Source organism: Sporosarcina sp. SAFN-015, from assembly GCF_051966875.1.
GTDB lineage: Bacteria > Bacillota > Bacilli > Bacillales_A > Planococcaceae > Sporosarcina.
Genome location: NZ_JBQCKP010000011.1, coordinates 30930 through 51386, shown reverse-complemented (window position 1 = coordinate 51386; position 20457 = coordinate 30930). Strand labels below are relative to the sequence as shown.

Sequence of the window (20457 nt, the reverse complement as noted above, 5' to 3'; positions counted from 1 at the left end):
TACGCGTTACGTGTCTTTGAACCAAATTCAGGTATGGGACGCTTATTTTGCAATAGGGTAGCTGCTCAAATACTGGAAAGAATAAGCCAATTTTCTCGCGAAGTCGAGAGGCGGCTCTACGGATTGGATGTGCATATACATGATCAATGGATTCGTGTAGAGCCAATGATTATGCAATGCACTAACGATCAGCCCTTGTTGCGTCAGAGATTGCATAAATGCCGGAATTTCTTCTTGGAGAACTGCTATTTCTACCAAGTTCAACGCCCGGCCATTTTGATCAAGTGACTCAAACGACACATTAGCGGGCATTACTTTGGTGCTCCCCTTCCCTTGAACTGTCGCGTGAAAAGCCCGGTGAAGCGATACTGTACAAACCCCTTTGTCCACCTTACTTTCTCCATTCAACATATCGCCAAATTGCTTACATAAATTTTCAATAGTAGCCACTGCCAATCCCCCTTACACGTTTTCACTATCCCTTTAGCGTACGAAACACTTTCCGAAAACGTGCCAAAATCCAGGTGCCTGTGCAGCACACATTTATGACAATTCACTAGAAATTATTTAAATACAGAAAGAAGTCAACCAAATGTTGATACGGTTGACTTCTCAATATATTTCATGCAATTGTAGCTTATAATTTGAATAGTGCACTGCACAGGCACCGACACAATTTATTTAAGCTTCAATGAAATGGAATTTGCTTCTTGCGTTACAACAATATCTTGTTGTTCTGTGCTTCCATCTGTATATTTCACAAGTACGTTGATGATTACGTCGTCAACTATTACATTATTACCGTCGTGAGGAATGGCAAGGGTATATTTATATTTATCCTGTTCATTATAGGCAACTGTGTACGTTCTCCCGATATTCCTTATACCTTCATATACACCTGAACCAGGTTCGCTAATAACAAAATTTATCTTTTCCGATCGTAACCATTCAGTGCCTGGATGCTTTTCAGATGTAAATGTAACATCTTCCACAAACTTGCCTTGGCTCATTGTATACGTAATTGACTCAATCTGTTCTCCAGTTATTTTAAGCATAACATCTGTAAAGATTAACCTATCTCCGTCACCGCCTATACTCATAATCCCCAATCTATCTTCAGTTGCTAATTCAATAGAAGCTTGTTCTGATGTAATCGTTGTATTCAGCTGATTCGCATCATCACTCAATGCATAAGCCGTGATTGCAAAATTTGCAACTTGGAGCTCACCATTTTTATTAAAATAAGGAATCCCCATCATGATTGCCAATAGGATCGCCAACGCACTTGCTATCGGAATCCACCTTTTAAAAAGCACTTGTCCCGATTTTCTCTTTCCCATATTCTCTTTCACACGTTCTTCCATAGCTTTTGACATTTCAATAGAGTTAACAGCATCTTTAATCTTCTCAAAGTCCATATTCATTCTCCTTTCGATACCTTTCTCGAAGCAGCTCTCGTCCCCGTTGTAATCGCTTTTTTACAGCGGATACTGTAATAGTAAGGATATTTGCTATTTCATCGACTTTATAGCCCTCCACATAATAAAGCAGCAATACAATTTTATGTCTATTTGGCAATTTCATAAGTTGATCGAGCAAGCCATAGTTCTCATCATCCTTGGAATATAGCTGCACATCACTGATATCCATATGTTTACGAATAAAATTGTACCTTCTCATATTCTTGCAGCGATTCGTCGCAATCGTGATCAACCACGCTTTCTCATGTTCTGAATCGTTGAAAGTCGGAGATTTCGTTAGATACGTAATAAAAGTATCTTGTACGACATCCTCCGCATCTTTCTCATTTGATAACATAACAAGACATATCCTAAACAGCATATTGCCGTATGTATCAACGATTCGCTCTACATCTAGTTCATCCGACCAAGCTACTTGTTGCAACATCCCTCAACCCCCTTTCACTACTAACACACTTGAAGATGCTCGTTGGTGACTTTTTTTAAAAACAATATGTATACCTTTCATTTCAAAGAATTAATTTCTCCATTTCCTTCATAAGTACTCTTCATACGTTCAGTTTATCTATATAAGCAAAAAAAAACCAACCGAGGCCGGCTGGTTTCTTCAATACCTTATTTAATGTTATCAACAAACTCATATAGTTTATCTAAAGACCATACATGGTGATTGCAATCCTCTGTATCTTGGCAAATGTAATTGCCTTTTTTCGTGTACGTGCCTGGAATTTCACCTTTTGTTTTTGTCATAAACATGCAGACATGCGTCAAGCGGTTGCAAATTGCGCATATTTGCTTGACGTTCATTTCATCGTAAGTGCCCAAAAGGCCAATCATGCCTTTTCGACTCGGCGCAATAATATATCTCTTTTTCGTTCCGATATCGTCAAAACTTAAAAAGGACATTTTCTTATAGTCCAAGCCATCTGCAGGCAGCTTCATTTTTTTCACTTTCGGGAATAGCTTTTTCAGCCTTTGCTCCGAAGGTTTGGTGAATGGCATGATAAAGGATTCCAAATCGGATAAGTATTGCTCTGCCTCTTCTTTATCCGCAATCTCTACAATTTTGTTAAGGATTTCTTTTTGCTCATCCGACACGTCTGTAAACAAATCCGTCACTTTTTCAATAGAAAGTGATTCAAGGGCGCCAATGACATGTTGGTCATTCACCGTTGCGTGGCCATTCACGAGTTGTTGTACTTGTCTTTTAATGAAATTATATTGATCGTTTCTTAGAAATTGTTCATTCTTCATTTCTGTTAGCTCCTTTGTTTTTGAGTACGTAAACAAAGCGCAAAGCGTTCAACTCAGAAATGGAAACCTTCCTATAGGCGATTAAACGTCCATTCGCCCCATGCAAAGTATCGCCTTTTCCTCATTCGGCTTTGCATGAGTTTTGTTAGAAGCTGGCAATGCCATTTGTTTTGCCATCTTCACATCACCTCCCGATATGTAGCCGTATCGATGCTACGTCAATTATGATACAGCTTTCTGTTTTTCGAGACAAGAATTTTTGTTGCACTCGCACTTCCGGGGCTATTTAAGAGGGATCTGCTTTCCTCTCCACTATTCCAAGAAAGTTCTTTCTGTAAGAGAACAGCAAATAGCCAAGAGCAATGACAAGCAGGACGGCGAGAAGTAGTAATGAATGATCGAGGAACAGATGGAGTAATAAGATGTTGACGACGATTGGAGTTAGTATTGCAATGGCCATTGGAATGAAGCGGTTTACTAGCAACAAGATCCCACAAATAACTTCTACTGATTTTTCTACGATGAGAAGATATGTAAATTCGAATAACGCCATTGCCTCAGGGCTCGTTGCGATGAACGGCTCCAAGCCGAAGATGACAAAGTAGCCGTTCAATCCTGCGACTAAAAAAACGATGCCTAAAAACAGCCGGCTTATATGCAAAGACACTTTTGCCAACTTGCACACCTCCTATCCCCTGAATTTAGGCGCTTTCCATGCTTCTTTATCCTACGAAGTGAAGTGCGAAAAGATGAACGTAAAGAAAGAGCCCATTATTTACTAAAAGTTGTCGCTATATTACTAGCGTAACGTAAATTTGCAATATGATTAGAGCTCTTCTCCCATTGACGCATGAGATTAAGTTGCCGGCTTTTGAGTTCTTCATCCGGCTCCGCAATCATCTCGATTTTATGAAACTTAGCTTCAAAAATAGCAGCATCCTTCATCTTTTGAAAAGCGCCAAATCCTAAATCGTCATTCAGCAACCAGACAACTCTTTGGATTTTCGCAAACAGAATTCCACCCGTACACATTGGACACGGCTCCAACGAACTATACAGTGTGAACGATTTATTATGTATTTTCGCGTCAAAGATCGCCTCTCCTGCATTGCGAATCACTTCAATTTCCGCATGCGCTGTAGCGTCTTTATACGTATGCACCCGATTTCGCCCCTTTGCAATGACGTTGAATTGATCATCCACGAGGATTGCCCCGACAGGATATGTATTCTCGTTTAGCGCTTGCTCTGCCTCTTCTAACGCCATTTGTAGAAACGCTTTATCTACGTCAGTAATCATTTTCAATCGACTCCTTTTACCATTTACTTCTGTGCGTTGGCTAGCAAATCCTGCTTAATTTTAAAACAATTGAATCTTCTCGGTACACCGCCACGTAATAGTGGTAGAGGTGAGTGTATGAGAAGGAGATTTGGAATTGTACTAATCATCTTCAGTCTGTTCATTGCCTTAGGTGGTATCGTCACATTAGAAGAGGACTTTGCAGCATCGGTATTTGGCATTTTTGTCATTAGCTTACCGATTTATGCGGTTGGACAGATTGTAAGGACTAATGTAAGGAAGGCGAAGGAAAACGGTTTCCGATGGTTATGGGCGTATATCTATGTTGTCGTCCTCGTTCCAGCCCTCCTACTTTCCTTTGAAGGTTACGAGGACTTGAAAGAGCAGACGTTTTCCAACAGTCATTTTGTGTTATTCGAAACGATTGCGTCTGATAATATAGGCGGCCTTTCTATCGGCTTCATCCTCGTTTTATTATTATTGTTTGCCTTCCCTTTTTATGAAACAACGCGAAGGATTAAAAGTGTAATTGCGATTGCTGCAGTTGTTGTTACGGGTATATATGCGGGTTATCAATATATGATGTGGGCTGACTATCGTGGTGTGCATGAAGTTGACGGACTTGTAACCCATCACTGGAACGGCAAGGAACAAATCGTGCCGTTCGATGATATCATCGAGATTGTCGTCCAGCCATACGTGAAACATGCCGCGATTAGCGACCCGACGGATGAAACGTACTTTGCATGGAGATTGATCTTTATTACCGAATACGATGAGCAAATTACGTATCGTCTCTGGCTCGATGACGGCAGTCTCGCGAAAGGAAACAGAATGGAAGAGCTTGCGCATACTAAAAACATCCCGTTCTACGTCTTGCCAATGAACGAAAAACAGCGAGATGAATTCGATTTCCAATTGCAATTGAAAGAGCTCGATAAACAACCGTATTATTTATTCTTCGAGGTTGAGGAAAAAAATGATAGATAAAGGAGTGGCACGTTACGTAACGGTAACAAGAGCCCACTCTTTTTATTGATTATGTAATAACTAAAACGCTCTAATAATTTTTGGAAGGTGGATTGCTGTGTATATTCCTAAGTATTTTAAAGTCTCTTCTGTCGATGAAGTTTGGGACTTTATTCAAGAAAACTCGTTTGGCATCATTGTCACGACGGAAAAAGGACAACCTACTGCCACTCATTTGCCTATGCAGTTACTGAAAGACGGTGAAGTTTTTTATATAACGGGGCATATGGCTTATGCGAACCCGCAATGGAAGACGTTTGAAGGTGAGAATGTCCTTATCATATTTCAAGGGCAACACGCTTATATTTCGTCCTCTTGGTATAACCATGAAAATGTACCAACTTGGAATTACCAAGCAGTGCATGTATATGGAACAGCTTCTTTGATGAGTGAGGAGGAGTTGGAAAAAGATCTTACACTGTTATTACAAAAATACGAGCATCATCGCGAGAATGCAGTTTTGTGGGAAACTCTTTCTTCCGAAACGAAAAAACAAATAAAAGGTGTTGTTGGATTTAAAATTCACATACAAGAAATTCAAGCTGCCTATAAATTAAGCCAAAATCGAAATGAGGAAGACTACAACAACATTATCAATAAGTTGAATGAGGAAGATGACCTTAATTCTCGTCAAATGGCAGATGTGATGAAGAACAGGAAGCCAAAATAACTCATAGGAAAAGGAGTGTTGCTTTAAGATTTAATAAGCTCACTCCTTTTTGAATTAAATCTTTAAAGTAACTCGCTTAAAGATCGGATATGCCAGTATCAAGTTTCAGTCGGTTAAACAAGTGCTTTTGTAGAAATGATTTACTGCAAGAGCAACCTCATGCTTGTCCCAACATAAATCTCGCCGATACTCGTTACTAATACTCAGATAACATCTTTATTGACATCAATCAAAAACCGTATTATATTTACTAAAGCAGTAATTTAGTAAATAAGTAAAGGAGAAATGAAAATGAAAATACCAACTCATTTGAAGCATAAACCTGTTATTGTCACTGAGAACTACGCAAGTATTGATGGGCGGACAGCTTACAAAACGGATGCTCAAGGACTTTCGCTTGGGCTAGCACAATGGAACGACCGTGGGAAAGTGGATATTTCAGCTAAAGTGTGGCGGCATACGGGGGGGAAATGGTCTCGCCAGTCTGAAGAACTTCCGATTCATCGGGTTCTAGATCTCGCCATTTTAGTATGTGAGGCACAGCTTCACTTCAAAGAAGCATATCGCTATGAAGATTTATATGATCCCGAAAACCCGGTCATTAAACGCGTAGGGTTGCAAGGGGATGCGATGACTGTTGAAGTATGCACGGACAATGATCAAATCAAAGAAGACATCCAATTGTTCAATCAAGCGTTAAGTAATGACGGTGAACTGATTGGCGAGCGTTTGCGTACATTGTCACGCGTGTTGAAGGAAATGGGTTATTAATCTGGAGGAATGAGGATTTTTTATGAAAGAAACGTTAGTACGCGATGAAAAGGCATTAAAGAAAGCATTCATTAGTTTTCTATTGCCTATTATGTTCGCGAATATTTTACAATCCCTCGGGCAGATCTTTGGGATGTTTTTAGTGGGGAGACATTTAGGCGTGGATGCTCTAGCAGCAATATCTGCGTTCTTCCCCTTCTTCTTTTTCCTGATGGCCTTTGCGATCGGCATCGGTTCTGGAAGTTCGATATTGGTCGGACAAACTTTTGGCGCGGGCAATATTGATAAAATGAAGCAAGTCGTCGGAGTGACATTAGCTGCGACGACTTTGTTATCAATCGTAGTGGCCATTTTCGGGGGCGTCTTCATCGAGACGATTTTGCGCATTATGCAAACTCCGGAAAACATATTTGCACAAAGTGTTTCGTATGCACGTATTTTATTTTTCACACTGCCAATCATGTTCATCTATATGGTGTACACAACGTTCTTGCGAGGTGTTGGCGATTCAAAGACGCCTTTCATTTTCCTCGTCATTAGCGTTGTAGCAAATATTACATTCCTCCCTATCCTCATGTTCGGATGGTTCGGTTTGCCTGAATTAGGTTTGAATGGAGCTGCGTATGCATCAGTTCTGTCGAATCTAATAACGCTTCTATTGCTTCTCGTATATTTACACAAGACACAACATAGTTTGCGGTTGGATAAAACCGTGTTGCAATACTTTAGATTAAAGAAGGATATTTTATCATCATTATTGAAGCTGGCAATACCGTCCAGCATTAGTATGGTCGCGATTTCAGTTGCGGAAATTGCAATAATCGGATTCGTGAACGTTTATGGTTCCAGTGCAACTGCTGCCTACGGCGTCGTCAATCAGGTCGGTGGGTACGCCCAAATGCCGGCGATGAGCATCGCCATCGCCACATCCGTATTCGTTGCGCAGGCCCTTGGTGCAAGCTCCACAGAGATGATTCAAAAAATACGCCAGATTAGTGTGCGTCTGAACTATATACTAGGTGGCATAATCATCGGCATCATGTATCTGTTTGCACAACCGATTTTAGGACTATTCATCGATCATGCCGAAACCCTTTCCATCGCGAAAAATTATTTATTCATTACGTTTTGGAGTTATATTATCTTTGGGCATATGCAAACAGTAACTGCCACGATGCGTGCAACTGGCGTTGTCCTTTGGCCGACGATCTTTTTGGTCCTTGCGATATGGGCATGCGAAGTACCTGTCGCGTATTTCCTATCCCACCATACGTCCCTCGAATTGAATGGGGTTTGGGCAGCATACGCAATCACGTTTTGCGTCAACTTCATTGCCCAATATACGTATTTCCAAATGAAATGGAAAAAGAAAACGTTGCAAGTTATGCTGCGTGATTAATTTAAGCATGGCTACTGAAGAAGGAGTTCGATAATCGCTTGACGATTAAGTAAGGTGCTTACAAAAAAGGAGAGATTCTTTTGACAACTACCACAAATGATAAAGCAATTAGCAAAGAATTAACGATTAATGCACTATAACATTTAGTTTGGTAGGCCTGGACTATCTCTGACAGAGTTTCTGAATGGTTCGCACCTTAAAACAGTTGTAGAGCCTAAATCAGACGGCGCATTCGAACTTTATTCTATTCCTGAAAATCGTGAAGGTATGAATACTAGAGGGTGTAATATCACAAAACTTATTCACGAAAAAGAGCTGCAACTTACGAGGAAAGGTCCGGACCAATTCGCGACATTGATGAACAATGAAAATGAATTAACAATTGTTAATGTAAGTTTCGAATCAATCCATGATTCGTCTGCAAAGGTAATTGTTGACATATTGGATTTAAAGACACTGAGGATTGGAATGAAGCAATTATCTGGTATCAAATGGCCTGGTTAGGAGTGCTTGATAGTCTAACATCTGCGCTTGAAAAAGGCGAAGGTAAATTATGTTGCCAGCCATAAAAAATAAACCATCTATATTTCTGGTAGGATTCTTTCTTTACTTTTTCACATGTAGCTCTCCCTGGATTAGCTTCCTCTTTGTCCAAACTAACGATGTCAACAAAATCAATTCAAACAAGTTCGTAACGGCATTACTGCCAACATTAAACGGGATCGCACTGCCGATTGTCATAATGAACACACCAATGAAAAACACGGCCCATCCCGTCTTCTTCCACAACACCACACTGGCAAGGAGCATAGCAAAGGTAATGAGGAGAATCATCATTGGCGGTCCACTAGGTGATTCGGCAGATGAATAACTGACAACCCCATATTCTTTTTCAACTTGTAATTGAAGGTTTGCAGTGACAAGCACGATTTCAATTATGATGGCTGCAATGGTGTAGAGGATGGAAAGAATGGTAACCCACGTTTTCCTCGCCCAAGAAACGTCGATTTCCCGTAACGTTCCAATAGAGAAGATCGCTAATAATGGTGTAACAACGGCATGCGTCCAAAACCTAACTGCATTTAAGCTTTCTAATAATGCCCCTTCTCCGACCCAATGACCGATGGCTAAAATACCATTGTCATAGATGAGGGCAATAATGACAAGATAGACTACACTCGTCCATTTGCTAAACTCTTGTGCATCGACACCTTTTAATCCCCAAATTAGTAACGCAATATATGCGAAGGTAAATAGCATGTAAAGTATCTGATCCATATGCGACTCCTTTCTATATATAGTTTGTTGTTCCCTTAAGCTGCTCTTGTCAACCTCCGTCCATTTGGGAATTCAGTGTCGATAATTTGGTACCTGTGCACCACACATTTATGACAATTCAACAAAAGTAATAGTAATGCACAAAGAAACCAACCGAATGTTAAAACGGTTGGTTTCCTCATTTATTTTATGCAATTGTAGTGCATAAAGAATTGATTGCTGCACAGGCACCCTAACAATTTAGTTTCTGAATGCAAACCTATTTATTTCATCTTCCAATTGGAGATCTTCCAAAATCTCGCACACCAACTTCATAATTTGAACGTCATAATCCGATGAGAGAATATACCAGTAAGAGGCATCGCGGATGAACCCCAGTTTCTCTACCGTATTCGCGTCGCTCAAAAAGCTTCGAATATTCGTAAGTTCCTCTTCATCCTGACTCCGTTCCGGATTAAAATCGTAGCGTCTAGTAGTGCGGACATCACCGGTCGGTACAACGCCAAGTCCATCATACGTGGGAAGGATAATCTTGCTGTTCCGTTCCTGGAGAGTTCGGTGAACACATTCCGCAACATCTACTTCATCGCTAGGAAACGTTTCTCGTAAGCGAATCAATAGCTTATCCCTCTTCTTCTGGTATTCATCCGAACGATATTCTTCCAGTATGCCTTCGGCCATCTCCATGTCGTTCCACGGCCAGCATGTTTCAATCAGTTCGACATGGGGCACCGAAGAAGCCATATTTAAAAACTCCCGTATCGTTGGTGCCACTAGTCGAATAGGCGGGTCGTTCGTAGGTGAGACACATGCAATCGGGGCTTCACTTAAATCTGTAATCCGCCCAAAATCAGTGAGAAAACAAAAGTGAATTCCATTCCCTCCTGTACTGGCAAACGGAATGAGGTCAATCGGTGTGATCGGATATGCAAATTCTTGAACGATCGGTATGAAGCCGATTGTATCGAGCGTCTCGCCCTCCCTTGCCAACTCTTCCTCCAGTTGAATCAACTTGAATACTTCCTTAGGAATCGTAAGAGAGCCATATTCGTTCTTCATCATCTTCTCCATCAAAATCCCCCATAACATTCAAAATGCTATCCCTGAATAGGCAATTACGTAAACTCCCGTAAAAACTGCCCAAACAATTCATTAAAAGCAACTGGGTTGTCTTGGTTGGAACAGTGCCCTGCATCTTTAATCCAATGAAACTCACAATATGGCTCTTGCTTCGCCCATTGTGGAGCCGTCTTTTTGATATTTCCCGTGTCATCGTGTTCTCCGCACACAAGAAGCATCGGCTTATTAATTCGATAGTCTTTCTCAAAGTGTAAACAAGCTGCTGTTTCGAGAAAAAATTTCGAAAAATCTTTTTTTCCAACCTTTGAAAAAGCATCTTTCAGATACTCCTGCACTTCCAATTTCACCGCGCTTGCACGAGCACTTTGTGCAATCATGGCGTTCCACGGATAAAGTTTAACGATAAAAGGCGCCATCTGGATCGACAATTTCTCTACAACGGAAAGCTTCCACGTATTACATGCACAGTCAATCAAAACAAGATTCTCTACTTTGTCAGGATAATAAAAGACCATCTCTTGCGCCGTATTCCCTCCCATAGATTGCCCGATAAAAGTCGCTTTTTCAATCCCCTCATTCTTCATAATGGCCAGTAAATCTTCAACGAGCAGTTTTATGCTGAATTCATCGCCCATCGGCCTAGATCGACCATGTCCTCTCGCATCCCACATCATTATTCCGTACCTAGGATCGAGTTCATTGATTTGCTCACTAAACATTCTATGATCAGCACCGGCCCCGTGTAGAAAAATAAGCCATGGTCCTTTATGTTCGGGTGTAATCCAATAATGGATAGGGCATTGATTCTTTTCTAGAATTTTTTCCACTACAGCCATTACAGTTCACCTACTTCCACCTTGTTTATTCAACCGAAGGACAGTACAGATTCACAATATCCAATAAACGTTCGGCACTTTCGTCTGATACATTTTCAGCTAACCTAGCTCCCGCAAGGATCGGTAACCATTGCAAAATTTCATCTTTAGACAATCCGCTTTTTTCACAATACAACCGTAAATAAAGTTCGGCGACTTCCCCCGACAGTTCTGAATACAAAAGATACGTCCGGCACACGTCAGCACGGATATCTCCCACGCTCGCATCCACCCAATCGATAATCGTCACTTTATCATTCGACATTATCAAATTGTATAAATGAAAATCCCCATGGCAAAGCCTGTTTTCATAAGACATTGAATCCAATTTTTGTATGAGCTCCGCTTTCTGCTTTGGATGCAAAGAAGGGGCAGACTCAAGTTGCCGACGTAATTTTTGTGACATCGGTTCGAGGGAATCGGCATGGATCTGATGGATTTCTCGCTGTATATCAATGGAAAGGTCTATGTAATACTCCGCCTGATTCCTGTTTGCAAAAAACAGCTCCCCAATAGTTTTCCCTTCGATATATTCCATGACAATCGCTTGCTTTCCATCTATTATCGTGACGTCTAAAACGTTCGGAACGGAAAGTCCACATGAATGAGCAAATCGTTGTTTATTCGCCTCATAAGCCGATTCAGTATCAGGTAAATACTCATTAAACACTTTCACTATCTTGTTTTTGTGAAGATAAATCTTCGCGGTGTTTCCAATAGCAATTGGATTCCCTAAAATCATTTATTATCCCCCAAGCAACTTAATTATCAATCCTATGCGGAATAAGCCCTCGACCGATCACGTTGGCAGAAACCGGTTTCTTCCCAATTTCTCTCGACCATACCGACAACTGCCCGATATGATGGATTTCATGTGCAACAATATGTCGCATGACCTCTCCCCACGCATCTGTTACAATCCGTCCATCGGGCATCGTATCCTCCAGGACGTTATGCTCCATGCTTTCCTCCCAATTCCGGACAAACTCCTCAACTTCCGGCTTAAACCGGGCATCCAGCTCTCGGACTTTTTGCAGACTTTTAAAGTCTTCAAAGCTTTCTTGAAAATCCGGCTTTCCTTGCAATAATCGGATCCAGCTCCACTCTACATCGATAATGTGGAACAACGTCTCTAAAATACTGCCTACCCCGCCAGTACGGGTGCGTAGAAGCTCCGCCTCCTCCACTTCTTCACACCAACGATACCAATCCTCTCTGACTTGCCAATTGTACGCAAAAAGGATCTTCAAAAAAGGCCCCCTCCTTCATTGATTTTTCAAAACCGAGAATACCCTCGCGTCATGCGATTGTCCGTTTTGGAAAAGATAGCCGCGCAGGATTCCCTCTTGTTCGAACCCATGTTTTTCTAAAAGTTTAATGGAAGCCACATTATCCAAAAACGTGACAGCCCCCATTCGGTGCAAACCCATCTCTTCGAATGAATATTGCAATACTGCCTTCACTGCCTCTGATGTGATGCCAGTTCGCCAAAAATCCGGATGCATCTCAAATCCGATTTCCGCCCGTTTCATTCCTTTCGAAAGATTATTCAAGCCGATTGTCCCTACGAAACGACCATCTTCCTTCCGGATCATGGCCCACCGTATGCTGCGACTTGCTAAAAAAGAATTCCTGAAATGATCTACCAGTTTTTCCGCCTGCGCCAATTCAGTCATCGGATCCATCCCATAATACTGAACGACCGCCGGATTTGAAAAATTATCGAATATCCCTTGGGCATGCTCCTTATTGACTTCGATAAGACGAAGTCGCTCTGTTTCTAATTCGGGAAATAGCATTATGACAGCTCCTTTATTGAACACTTGTAAAAATTTACTAGACTCTTTTTTATAGAATAACATAGTTTTGCTCATCATCACTCAAAATACGGTGCCTGTGCAGCACACATTTATGTCAATTCAACTACCTCTATAAGAATACAGAAAGAAGCCAACCAAAGATTGATTTGGCCGACTTCTTCATTTATGTTATGCAATCGTAGTGCATAGTCAGAATTGTTTCCTGCACAGGCACCTAAACAATTCACTTCATTCGACGTCGATTTTCCATATGACACCCGTACCGGGAATGGCGTTTTCATCGGAAAATTGGCCGAAGTCTAGGATATAGAGGGAACCACTTGCAGAGAACACCGCATCGATAGGCCGTTCGAGGCCGCCGCCATTTGTTTTAGAGGCGGGCAATCCCGTACGGTTAATTGCAAATGGATACACTTGCCCTGTTATCATGTCAATTCTGGAAATACGATGCCCGACAAGAGGCGACGGTTTCCCTCCTGTCGTTTCAGGTGCTTCGGATCCGAACTCTGCAATGAATGCATCACCGATCGGAGCGAATGAAGGATTTTCATTAAAACTGAAGCCCATCGTCGCAGAATGTGGCGGAAAGTTTGCTACTGGACGTGGCGGTTGCATTGGATGGGCCGCCAACAGAAATTCCGGCTGCGGCTTCCCTTCAGGCCGAAATTGCGGCATCGTTACCGGCATTCCTCCTGTGTAATCCGGAAATCCATACCACAATCCCGGCCGGATCCATTGAAATTCATCCGGAGAGTTGGCAACCGGACGGCTTCCTCGCTCATCCATTCCATGATTCGACGCAAACAGTCGATTATTCCGATCGAACCGTAGTCTGAACGGATTCCGAAGTCCCCAAGCGACCAACTCAAGATCCGATCCATCCGGGTTTGCCCGCAATATGCTTCCACTTGCACGTGTGACCCCATCGACTAATTTCCCCGGATATGTTTCTACACCAAAAGGGACATAGGCACCGGTCTGTATCACTCTGTCTTGGAAATCATTTAAAAAACTAGATGTTTGAAAGTTTTCGCCCCTCAACGTAATCCGGCTGCCTGGGTAATCATGAAAGAATGGATGTTTTTTCACCCAATCATTGTCCTTCCCTACAACGCCGCTATTTGTTGCAGTTCCTTGGCCAAAATACATTTTTCGATCCGGGCCAAAAACGACCCGGTTATTATGATGGTCGCCGTTGCTTGGCAACCCTTCGATAATGTCCTTTTTGGTCCCGTCAGGCTGGACAATTGTGACATACCCTCGGTGAGCCACGTATATATTCCCTTCATATTCCGTAATCCCCGTCAGTGGAGGATGAAATCCATCTGCTATAACGGTAAATCCTTGTTCCGTCAGTTTTAATACTTTTCCATTCCCATCCGTTATTCCCGAATCAGCGACAAGCATCTCACCTTCTTCTGTAAAAGTTAAATTGATCGGTGTAGTTAAACCGGTCGCAAACACTTCGATTTTGTAGCCTGGCGGTAACATAATATCATCAGGTACCAGTCTACGTTGTGGAAATTGCTCCCCATTCGTCCAAGCTTGCTCTTGTACATATTGGTCGGCCATCTACGCCTATCCCCTCTCTCCATTTTCCTTATTACTCTATTCAAACGTCCAACTTTCCGGCACCCCGAACCCGCACAGAATACAGCTTTTCCAAATAAAATAAAGAAAAGCTTGTTTACTAAAGGAGAGAGACTATGCATTTCACTACATCACTTCCAACCCATCCAAAGTACATTCACCGTATTCTCAATCGATGGCCACCGACCAAAAAAATGTTATTCATGGCATTCATGGCTGCGCTGGCGACCATCTTACAATCTGCAGGAGGATTGCTGCCCGCGGTCGGCTTTTTCATCAGCCCATTTGCCACTGCTCCTATCATCATAGTCACCTTAATATCCTTGCGATCCGGCATTTTCACTTATATCGTAACAATCCTATTATTGTTCCTTATCGAGCCGAGCGAATTATTCATCTTTCCTTTTACGACCGGATTGCTCGGTTTAGGTCTAGGATGGGCGTTATATAAACTCAATAAGCGCACAGATGTCGTCCTAACGAACGGGGTCCTATTATGTATCGGCATTTGCCTTCCCTTATTCGTACTCAGCTTTCCCGTTTTCGGTCCAATCGCCTCTTCATTCAACCTGATTTTCTTGCTCCTCATTCTTTTCTTCTCACTTTTCTATAGCTGGATTTGGACGGAACTCAGCCTATTCATCCTCCGCAAGATCAAAGCCTTTCTTTAAGAGCCTCCAGGTGCCTGTGCAAGACACATTTATGACAATTCAACAAGATCTATATAAATATAGAAAGAAGCCAACCGATGATTGATTCGGTTGACTTCCTTCTGTATTTTATACAATTGTAGTGCATAATCTGAATTGTTTGTTGCACAGACACTGGAAAAATTCTGAAAATATCATTCCACTACGCCACATGCGATACGGTCGCCGGAGTTGCCGGATGATTGGGTTTTGCCGTCGTCTGCTTCCGCATGGATGACGAGGGATGTGCCACCTTCATGGTATAGAGAATTCTCCTCTCCTGCTAACAATGTAAGATTTTCAACAAAGAATTCCTCTTTCACTGTTCCATCAGGGCCAACTTCGAGGTTCGGCAAATCGCCGGCATGCGGGCCTTCTTCATGGTCAAGTCCATGACTCGCTCCTGTCGGATTGAAATGCCCTCCTGCCGATTCAAAATCTGGTGCTTCACAAACCCCTTTTTCATGGAAATGAAAACCGTGGGTGCCTTCAGGTAAATTCTTCGCATCCACCATGACCCGTAACGCGTCCTCTTCCTCGGTCAATTCTGCCGTTCCAACCGATTTCCCATCTCTATCTGTTAGATTGACAGTAAGGAAAGGCAATTTATCATCTTCGACCAAATCCACGTCTGCCGGATCTGTATTCGTCCCCTCATTGACCTCACCATCTGTCGCTCCTTCTGTATCATTGGCCGGAGCCGCGTCGTCCTTCCCATCGGTACATGCTGCAAAAACAAAAGCGCAAGTGAGAATCATCGTTAGCCATATCCACTTTTTCATTTTGACACGCTCCCTCTAGCAAAGTATTAATACCTATACAATTCACTATTTGGCGTGTGATAAACGGAATTCATGTAAAAGGGCACTTACCGACCATCCAAAATGGAACGTATTGACAACATTACGAGAAAGAATCCCTACGAAACGAACAATAACAAAAAAGGAACAGGTCCACTTGCTTGACCTGTTCCTCTTCCAATCTATTGATGTTCCAATTAATTCCTAACGAGATAATCAACCGCAGCTAATGAAGCAGTTGCGCCGGATCCCATGGAAATGATAATTTGCTTGAACGGGCTGTCCGAGCAGTCTCCTGCAGCAAATACGCCAGGGACGTTCGTTGCACCACGCTTATCAGTAAGGATTTCACCGAATTTGTTGCGCTCAACAGTGTCGCCGAGCCAAGCCGTATTCGGTACAAGACCGATTTGGATAAAGATTCCCGCTATCTCAATATGCTTTTCTTCGCCAGTTTCACGTTCAACATACGAAACACCGTTAACTTTATCTGTTCCCGTAATCTCTGTCGTTTGAGCATTCGTTACGACCGTGACATTCGGCAAGCTGCGTAGACGCTCTTGTAAGACAGCGTCAGCTTTTAATTCGGAGTTGAATTCTAGCACTGTTACATGAGTCGTATAACCTGCAAGGTCGATGGCCGCTTCGATACCAGAGTTTCCGCCACCAACAACCGCAACGTTTTTACCTTCAAATAATGGGCCGTCACAGTGCACACAGTAAGCGACACCTTTATTTCTGAATTCCTTTTCTCCAGGAACTCCGATATTTCTCCAGCTCGCTCCTGTTGAAAGAATTACGGATTTACTCTTTAGAACAGCTCCGTTTTCCAATTCAATCTCAATGAGATCTTTCTTCTCTAAACGCTTCGCACGCTGCAAGTTCATCACGTCAACGTTGTACTCTTTCACATGCTCCTCAAGGTTCGCTGCAAGTTTAGGGCCTTCCGTGTGATTCACACTAATGAAGTTCTCAATTGCAGCTGTATCCAAGACTTGACCGCCAAAACGATCAGCGACAATACCTGTGCGAATTCCTTTACGAGCCGCATAGATTGCCGCACTTGCTCCAGCAGGACCACCGCCTACAACAAGTACATCAAACGGTTCTTTATCCGCAAATTCAGATGCATCCGGGCCGCTTCCAAGTTCAGCAAGGATTTCTTCGATTGTCTTACGGCCGTTCGTAAATGGCTCGCCATTCAAGTAAACTGTCGGGACAGCAAGGATATTTTTGCTTTCCACTTCTTCTTTGAACGCAGCACCGTCAATCATCGTATGCGTAACGTTCGGGTTTAGCACGCTCATCAGGTTAAGTGCTTGTACAACTTCCGGACAGTTTTGGCAGCTCAAGCTAATATAGGATTCAAAGTGAAGTTTGTCCTCAATTTTTTTTACTTGTTCAATCACTTTCTCATCCACTTTTGGAGCTCTGCCACTCACTTGCAATAAAGCGAGCACCAATGAAGTGAATTCGTGTCCGAGCGGGATGCCGGCAAACGTAATGCCAGTATCTTCTCCGATACGGTTAACGCTGAAGCTTGGCGTTCTTTCCAATTCCGCATGCTCCACTTTAATGTGAGATGACATTGTAGCCAATTCATCCACTAGTGACGCCATTTCACGGGACACCTTGTCTTCTCCAGCACTAACTTTTAGGAGCACATCGCCTTCCATCAATTCGAGGTATTGGGCTAATTGCGCTCTAATATCTGCATCTAACATCATGTATCGACTCCTTAACTTGTACTTGAACTAAACAACATTCGGCATGATTGCCTTAGATTTTGAATCAAAAAAACCGGAAGAGTCGATTCAAAATCTAAGACATCTGCCGAAAAAGATTCAAAAATAAAGGGGGCCCCTCTCCTTTATAAGGAAGGGGGCCTCCCCCATCACATAGTGAAATAAATTAGATTTTACCTACAAGGTCAAGGCTAGGCTTAAGTGTTTCTTCGCCCTCTTTCCATTTTGCAGGACAAACTTCGCCTGGGTTGTTGCGTACGTATTGTGCAGCTTTGATTTTATCAACAAGAACGCTTGCGTCGCGACCGATGCCATCAGCATTGATTTCAACTGTTTGAACGATGCCGTCTGGATCGATAAGGAACGTACCGCGTTGTGCAAGTCCTGCTTCTTCGTCAAGAACGTCGAAGTTACGTGAAATTGTTTGTGAAGGGTCACCGATCATGATGTATTCAAGCTTGCTGATTGCATCTGAATGATCGTGCCAAGCTTTATGAGTGAAGTGCGTATCAGTTGAAACAGAATAAACTTCAGCGCCTAGCTCTTTAAGAGTTGCATATTGATCTTGAAGATCGCCAAGTTCAGTCGGGCAAACAAATGTGAAGTCTGCTGGGTAGAAGCAAACGATGCTCCATTTACCTTTTAGGCTTTCATCAGTAACTTCGATGAACTCACCAGTACCGCTATTGTAAGCTTGCGCTTTGAATGGTAGTATTTCTTTTCCGATTAGAGACATAAGACAAATTCCTCCTAGTATGTTTTTTCATAGTTAGTCTAGGTCATTTCATCAAAACCTAAACCACAGTGATGATTTTGTTAAATCCTCTACTGCTTAACTATAATAATTCTAATTACATATTCATTATCATATAGAGCATGTTTTTTGTCAAACGATACACCATTGTTCTTCCTAAACCATAATTTCATATATGTACAACACGTGAAATCCCGCTTCCACACCAACGGTTCTCAATTACTCAATCTCTTTATCAATTATTTAATATTTAAAATAAACGCAATATAAGTAATATAATAAAATTTTTGCGAATGTATATTTTCGGTACCTGTGCACCACACATTTATGACAATTCAATAGAAGGAATATAAATGCAAGTAGAAGCTAACCCAAGATTGATTCGGCCGCTTCTACTTTTTATTTTATTCAATTGTAGTGCATTGTCTGAATTGCTTGCTGCACAGGCACCAAAACAATTTTCACAACTTATATTTATAATCCTCTATTGTTATGTGAATCATAATACTGTACGATACATAGTATAAGAAGACGAGGTGACATCTATGGGGCCATTATTGGAATCATTTACGACGGAATTAAGGAGAGGGACGTTAACTCTTGCTGTATTGAGTCAATTGCGGACGCCTCAATATGGATATTCATTAGTCCAGCGTCTTGAGAAAGCAGGCGTTGCCATTGAGCAAAGTACGTTATATCCGTTGCTTCGCCGATTGGAGAAACAGGAACTGTTGACGAGCAGTTGGGATACGACGGAAAGCAGACCCCGAAAATATTATGTAATTAGTGAGTATGGTAGTGAAATTTATGAGCAGTTGAAAAAGGAATGGGAAACGATGACATCTGAACTGAAGACATTATTGGAAGGAGAAGAGAATGATGAAACTGATTGAAGCCTATATTTATGAGGTGACGAGAAGACTGCCTGAAAAATTACGGAATGACATCGCCCTTGAACTTAGATCCACTATCGAGGATATGTTGCCCGATCACTATTCCGAGGAAGAAGAAATGGAAGTCCTTTCGAAACTTGGGGATCCAGCACGTCTTGCTGCAAGCTATCGTGATACACCGATGCATTTGATTGGCCCGAAAGTATACGATGCTTATTTTTGGACGTTGAAAATGATCATTCCGTGGGCGATTTTAATTACCGTCTTAGTTCATGTCGTTGAAACGATTGTCCTTTTTTCAGGAGAAGAAAGCGTACTCTCTGTCGTGATAAAGAGTTTTGGCATTATCATCGCCAATATTATACATGTGCTTATTCAAACGTTCTTTTGGGTCACGATCGTTTTTGTTTTCATTGAAAGAATCGGCATGGCGAAAAGCGATGGCTCCCTTACAAAATACGGTACTGAATGGACTCCCGAACAATTGAAAACTGTCCTTGTCATTTCGAAGAAAAAGGTGATTCCACGGGGTGAAGTGATTTTTAGTTTAGTATGGACAGCGATTTGGGTCGTTCTTTATTTCAATGCGGACCATCTTGCCGGCGTCTATCGATCAATGGATGGCGAAGGACTTCAAATGGTGATGCGAGCTCTTAATCAAGATGTATTGATGTCATACTTGCCTATCGTTTTACCATTTGCATTACTCGAAATTGGATTGGCGCTCTTTAAATGGAAAGAACGGCAATGGACTATGAGGCTTGTAACTGTGAATGCTGTCCTTAAAGTATTCAGCGTAGTCGTCTTGACGATTATCGCTACCAATCCCACTCTCCTTAACGAAGCGATGATCCCTTACTTAGCAACTGAACTAAACATCAATATGTCATCGGTCAATAATTTCATCGATTGGGCGGTATGGACTGTCATCACAGTCATTATCGTGACTGCTGTAATTGAAATCTATGACAGTTATCGGAAGGCGAAAGCTTAAAACTGGGGCTGCAAGAGTTAATAGTTTATGTGAAAT

23 protein-coding genes are annotated in these 20457 nt (G+C 42.0%); 7 read left to right on the top strand and 16 right to left on the bottom strand.

Annotation, left to right across the window (positions count from 1 at the left end):
• Nucleotides 1-42 precede the first annotated feature (42 nt).
• The 6 genes from ACTHPA_RS16770 to ACTHPA_RS16745 form a co-directional block, all read right to left on the bottom strand.
• The gene (locus ACTHPA_RS16770; RefSeq protein WP_440501898.1) at nucleotides 43-411 is read right to left on the bottom strand and encodes a DUF1259 domain-containing protein; all 369 of its coding nucleotides are present in this window, start codon (nucleotides 409-411) and stop codon (nucleotides 43-45) included.
• Nucleotides 412-677: 266 nt separating this feature from the next.
• Complete coding sequence (locus ACTHPA_RS16765; RefSeq protein ID WP_440501859.1) at nucleotides 678-1418, bottom strand: hypothetical protein; 741 nt, start codon at nucleotides 1416-1418, stop codon at nucleotides 678-680.
• The gene (locus ACTHPA_RS16760) at nucleotides 1408-1908 is read right to left on the bottom strand and encodes an RNA polymerase sigma factor (protein WP_440501857.1); all 501 of its coding nucleotides are present in this window, start codon (nucleotides 1906-1908) and stop codon (nucleotides 1408-1410) included. The genes ACTHPA_RS16765 and ACTHPA_RS16760 overlap by 11 nt, the downstream gene beginning before the upstream one ends.
• Nucleotides 1909-2096: 188 nt before the next feature.
• Complete coding sequence (locus ACTHPA_RS16755) at nucleotides 2097-2735, bottom strand: FusB/FusC family EF-G-binding protein (RefSeq protein WP_440501856.1); 639 nt, start codon at nucleotides 2733-2735, stop codon at nucleotides 2097-2099.
• A gap of 286 nt (nucleotides 2736-3021) precedes the next feature.
• Entirely contained in the window at nucleotides 3022-3402 is a 381-nt protein-coding gene (locus ACTHPA_RS16750) for a DoxX family membrane protein (protein WP_440501896.1), read from the bottom strand.
• A gap of 104 nt (nucleotides 3403-3506) precedes the next feature.
• Nucleotides 3507-4034, bottom strand: coding sequence for a nucleoside deaminase (locus ACTHPA_RS16745; protein ID WP_440501854.1), 528 nt, complete (start codon nucleotides 4032-4034; stop codon nucleotides 3507-3509).
• A 117-nt stretch (nucleotides 4035-4151) separates the two neighbouring features.
• Between ACTHPA_RS16745 and ACTHPA_RS16740 the strand changes: the two genes are divergently transcribed.
• The 4 genes from ACTHPA_RS16740 to ACTHPA_RS16725 all read left to right on the top strand — a co-directional run bounded on the left by ACTHPA_RS16740 (nucleotide 4152) and on the right by ACTHPA_RS16725 (nucleotide 7903).
• A complete protein-coding gene (locus ACTHPA_RS16740) occupies nucleotides 4152-5024 on the top strand; it encodes a hypothetical protein (RefSeq protein WP_440501852.1) in 873 nt (290 codons plus the stop codon).
• 97 nt (nucleotides 5025-5121) lie between these two features.
• The gene (locus ACTHPA_RS16735; protein WP_440501850.1) at nucleotides 5122-5733 is read left to right on the top strand and encodes an FMN-binding negative transcriptional regulator; all 612 of its coding nucleotides are present in this window, start codon (nucleotides 5122-5124) and stop codon (nucleotides 5731-5733) included.
• Between the two features lie 291 nt (nucleotides 5734-6024).
• A complete protein-coding gene (locus ACTHPA_RS16730; protein WP_440501848.1) occupies nucleotides 6025-6504 on the top strand; it encodes a DUF6530 family protein in 480 nt (159 codons plus the stop codon).
• A gap of 22 nt (nucleotides 6505-6526) precedes the next feature.
• Nucleotides 6527-7903, top strand: a complete 1377-nt coding sequence (locus ACTHPA_RS16725; RefSeq protein ID WP_440501846.1) for an MATE family efflux transporter — start codon at nucleotides 6527-6529, stop codon at nucleotides 7901-7903.
• A gap of 606 nt (nucleotides 7904-8509) precedes the next feature.
• On the opposite strand, the gene ACTHPA_RS16720 is transcribed toward ACTHPA_RS16725, so the two are convergent.
• The 7 genes from ACTHPA_RS16720 to ACTHPA_RS16690 all read right to left on the bottom strand — a co-directional run bounded on the left by ACTHPA_RS16720 (nucleotide 8510) and on the right by ACTHPA_RS16690 (nucleotide 14528).
• Nucleotides 8510-9181: a phospholipid phosphatase gene (locus ACTHPA_RS16720; RefSeq protein ID WP_440501845.1), complete on the bottom strand. Its 672-nt coding sequence runs from the start codon at nucleotides 9179-9181 to the stop codon at nucleotides 8510-8512.
• A 240-nt stretch (nucleotides 9182-9421) separates the two neighbouring features.
• Nucleotides 9422-10252, bottom strand: coding sequence for a hypothetical protein (locus tag ACTHPA_RS16715; RefSeq protein ID WP_440501843.1), 831 nt, complete (start codon nucleotides 10250-10252; stop codon nucleotides 9422-9424).
• 44 nt (nucleotides 10253-10296) lie between these two features.
• Nucleotides 10297-11097 carry an alpha/beta fold hydrolase gene (locus ACTHPA_RS16710; protein ID WP_440501842.1) on the bottom strand — a complete coding sequence of 267 codons (801 nt, stop codon included), beginning with the start codon at nucleotides 11095-11097 and terminating at the stop codon, nucleotides 10297-10299.
• Nucleotides 11098-11122: 25 nt separating this feature from the next.
• Nucleotides 11123-11878: a phosphotransferase family protein gene (locus ACTHPA_RS16705; RefSeq protein WP_440501840.1), complete on the bottom strand. Its 756-nt coding sequence runs from the start codon at nucleotides 11876-11878 to the stop codon at nucleotides 11123-11125.
• A gap of 19 nt (nucleotides 11879-11897) precedes the next feature.
• The gene (locus ACTHPA_RS16700; RefSeq protein ID WP_440501838.1) at nucleotides 11898-12386 is read right to left on the bottom strand and encodes a DinB family protein; all 489 of its coding nucleotides are present in this window, start codon (nucleotides 12384-12386) and stop codon (nucleotides 11898-11900) included.
• A gap of 15 nt (nucleotides 12387-12401) precedes the next feature.
• Nucleotides 12402-12935, bottom strand: a complete 534-nt coding sequence (locus ACTHPA_RS16695; RefSeq protein WP_440501836.1) for a GNAT family N-acetyltransferase — start codon at nucleotides 12933-12935, stop codon at nucleotides 12402-12404.
• A 249-nt stretch (nucleotides 12936-13184) separates the two neighbouring features.
• Nucleotides 13185-14528: a PQQ-dependent sugar dehydrogenase gene (locus ACTHPA_RS16690; RefSeq protein WP_440501834.1), complete on the bottom strand. Its 1344-nt coding sequence runs from the start codon at nucleotides 14526-14528 to the stop codon at nucleotides 13185-13187.
• A 134-nt stretch (nucleotides 14529-14662) separates the two neighbouring features.
• Here ACTHPA_RS16690 and ACTHPA_RS16685 point away from each other — a divergent pair, with 134 nt between their 5' ends.
• Complete coding sequence (locus ACTHPA_RS16685; protein ID WP_440501832.1) at nucleotides 14663-15217, top strand: hypothetical protein; 555 nt, start codon at nucleotides 14663-14665, stop codon at nucleotides 15215-15217.
• A 173-nt stretch (nucleotides 15218-15390) separates the two neighbouring features.
• On the opposite strand, the gene ACTHPA_RS16680 is transcribed toward ACTHPA_RS16685, so the two are convergent.
• The 3 genes from ACTHPA_RS16680 to ahpC all read right to left on the bottom strand — a co-directional run bounded on the left by ACTHPA_RS16680 (nucleotide 15391) and on the right by ahpC (nucleotide 18516).
• Nucleotides 15391-16017, bottom strand: a complete 627-nt coding sequence (locus ACTHPA_RS16680) for a superoxide dismutase family protein (RefSeq protein ID WP_440501830.1) — start codon at nucleotides 16015-16017, stop codon at nucleotides 15391-15393.
• A gap of 215 nt (nucleotides 16018-16232) precedes the next feature.
• A complete protein-coding gene (gene ahpF / locus ACTHPA_RS16675) occupies nucleotides 16233-17762 on the bottom strand; it encodes an alkyl hydroperoxide reductase subunit F (protein WP_440501828.1) in 1530 nt (509 codons plus the stop codon).
• Nucleotides 17763-17946: 184 nt separating this feature from the next.
• The gene (gene ahpC, locus ACTHPA_RS16670; protein ID WP_440501826.1) at nucleotides 17947-18516 is read right to left on the bottom strand and encodes an alkyl hydroperoxide reductase subunit C; all 570 of its coding nucleotides are present in this window, start codon (nucleotides 18514-18516) and stop codon (nucleotides 17947-17949) included.
• Between the two features lie 563 nt (nucleotides 18517-19079).
• On the opposite strand from ahpC, the gene ACTHPA_RS16665 reads away from it, so the two are divergent.
• Both ACTHPA_RS16665 and ACTHPA_RS16660 read left to right on the top strand, forming a co-directional pair.
• The gene (locus ACTHPA_RS16665) at nucleotides 19080-19427 is read left to right on the top strand and encodes a PadR family transcriptional regulator (protein WP_440501824.1); all 348 of its coding nucleotides are present in this window, start codon (nucleotides 19080-19082) and stop codon (nucleotides 19425-19427) included.
• The gene (locus ACTHPA_RS16660; protein WP_440501823.1) at nucleotides 19414-20421 is read left to right on the top strand and encodes an HAAS signaling domain-containing protein; all 1008 of its coding nucleotides are present in this window, start codon (nucleotides 19414-19416) and stop codon (nucleotides 20419-20421) included. The genes ACTHPA_RS16665 and ACTHPA_RS16660 overlap by 14 nt, the downstream gene beginning before the upstream one ends.
• Nucleotides 20422-20457 lie beyond the last annotated feature (36 nt).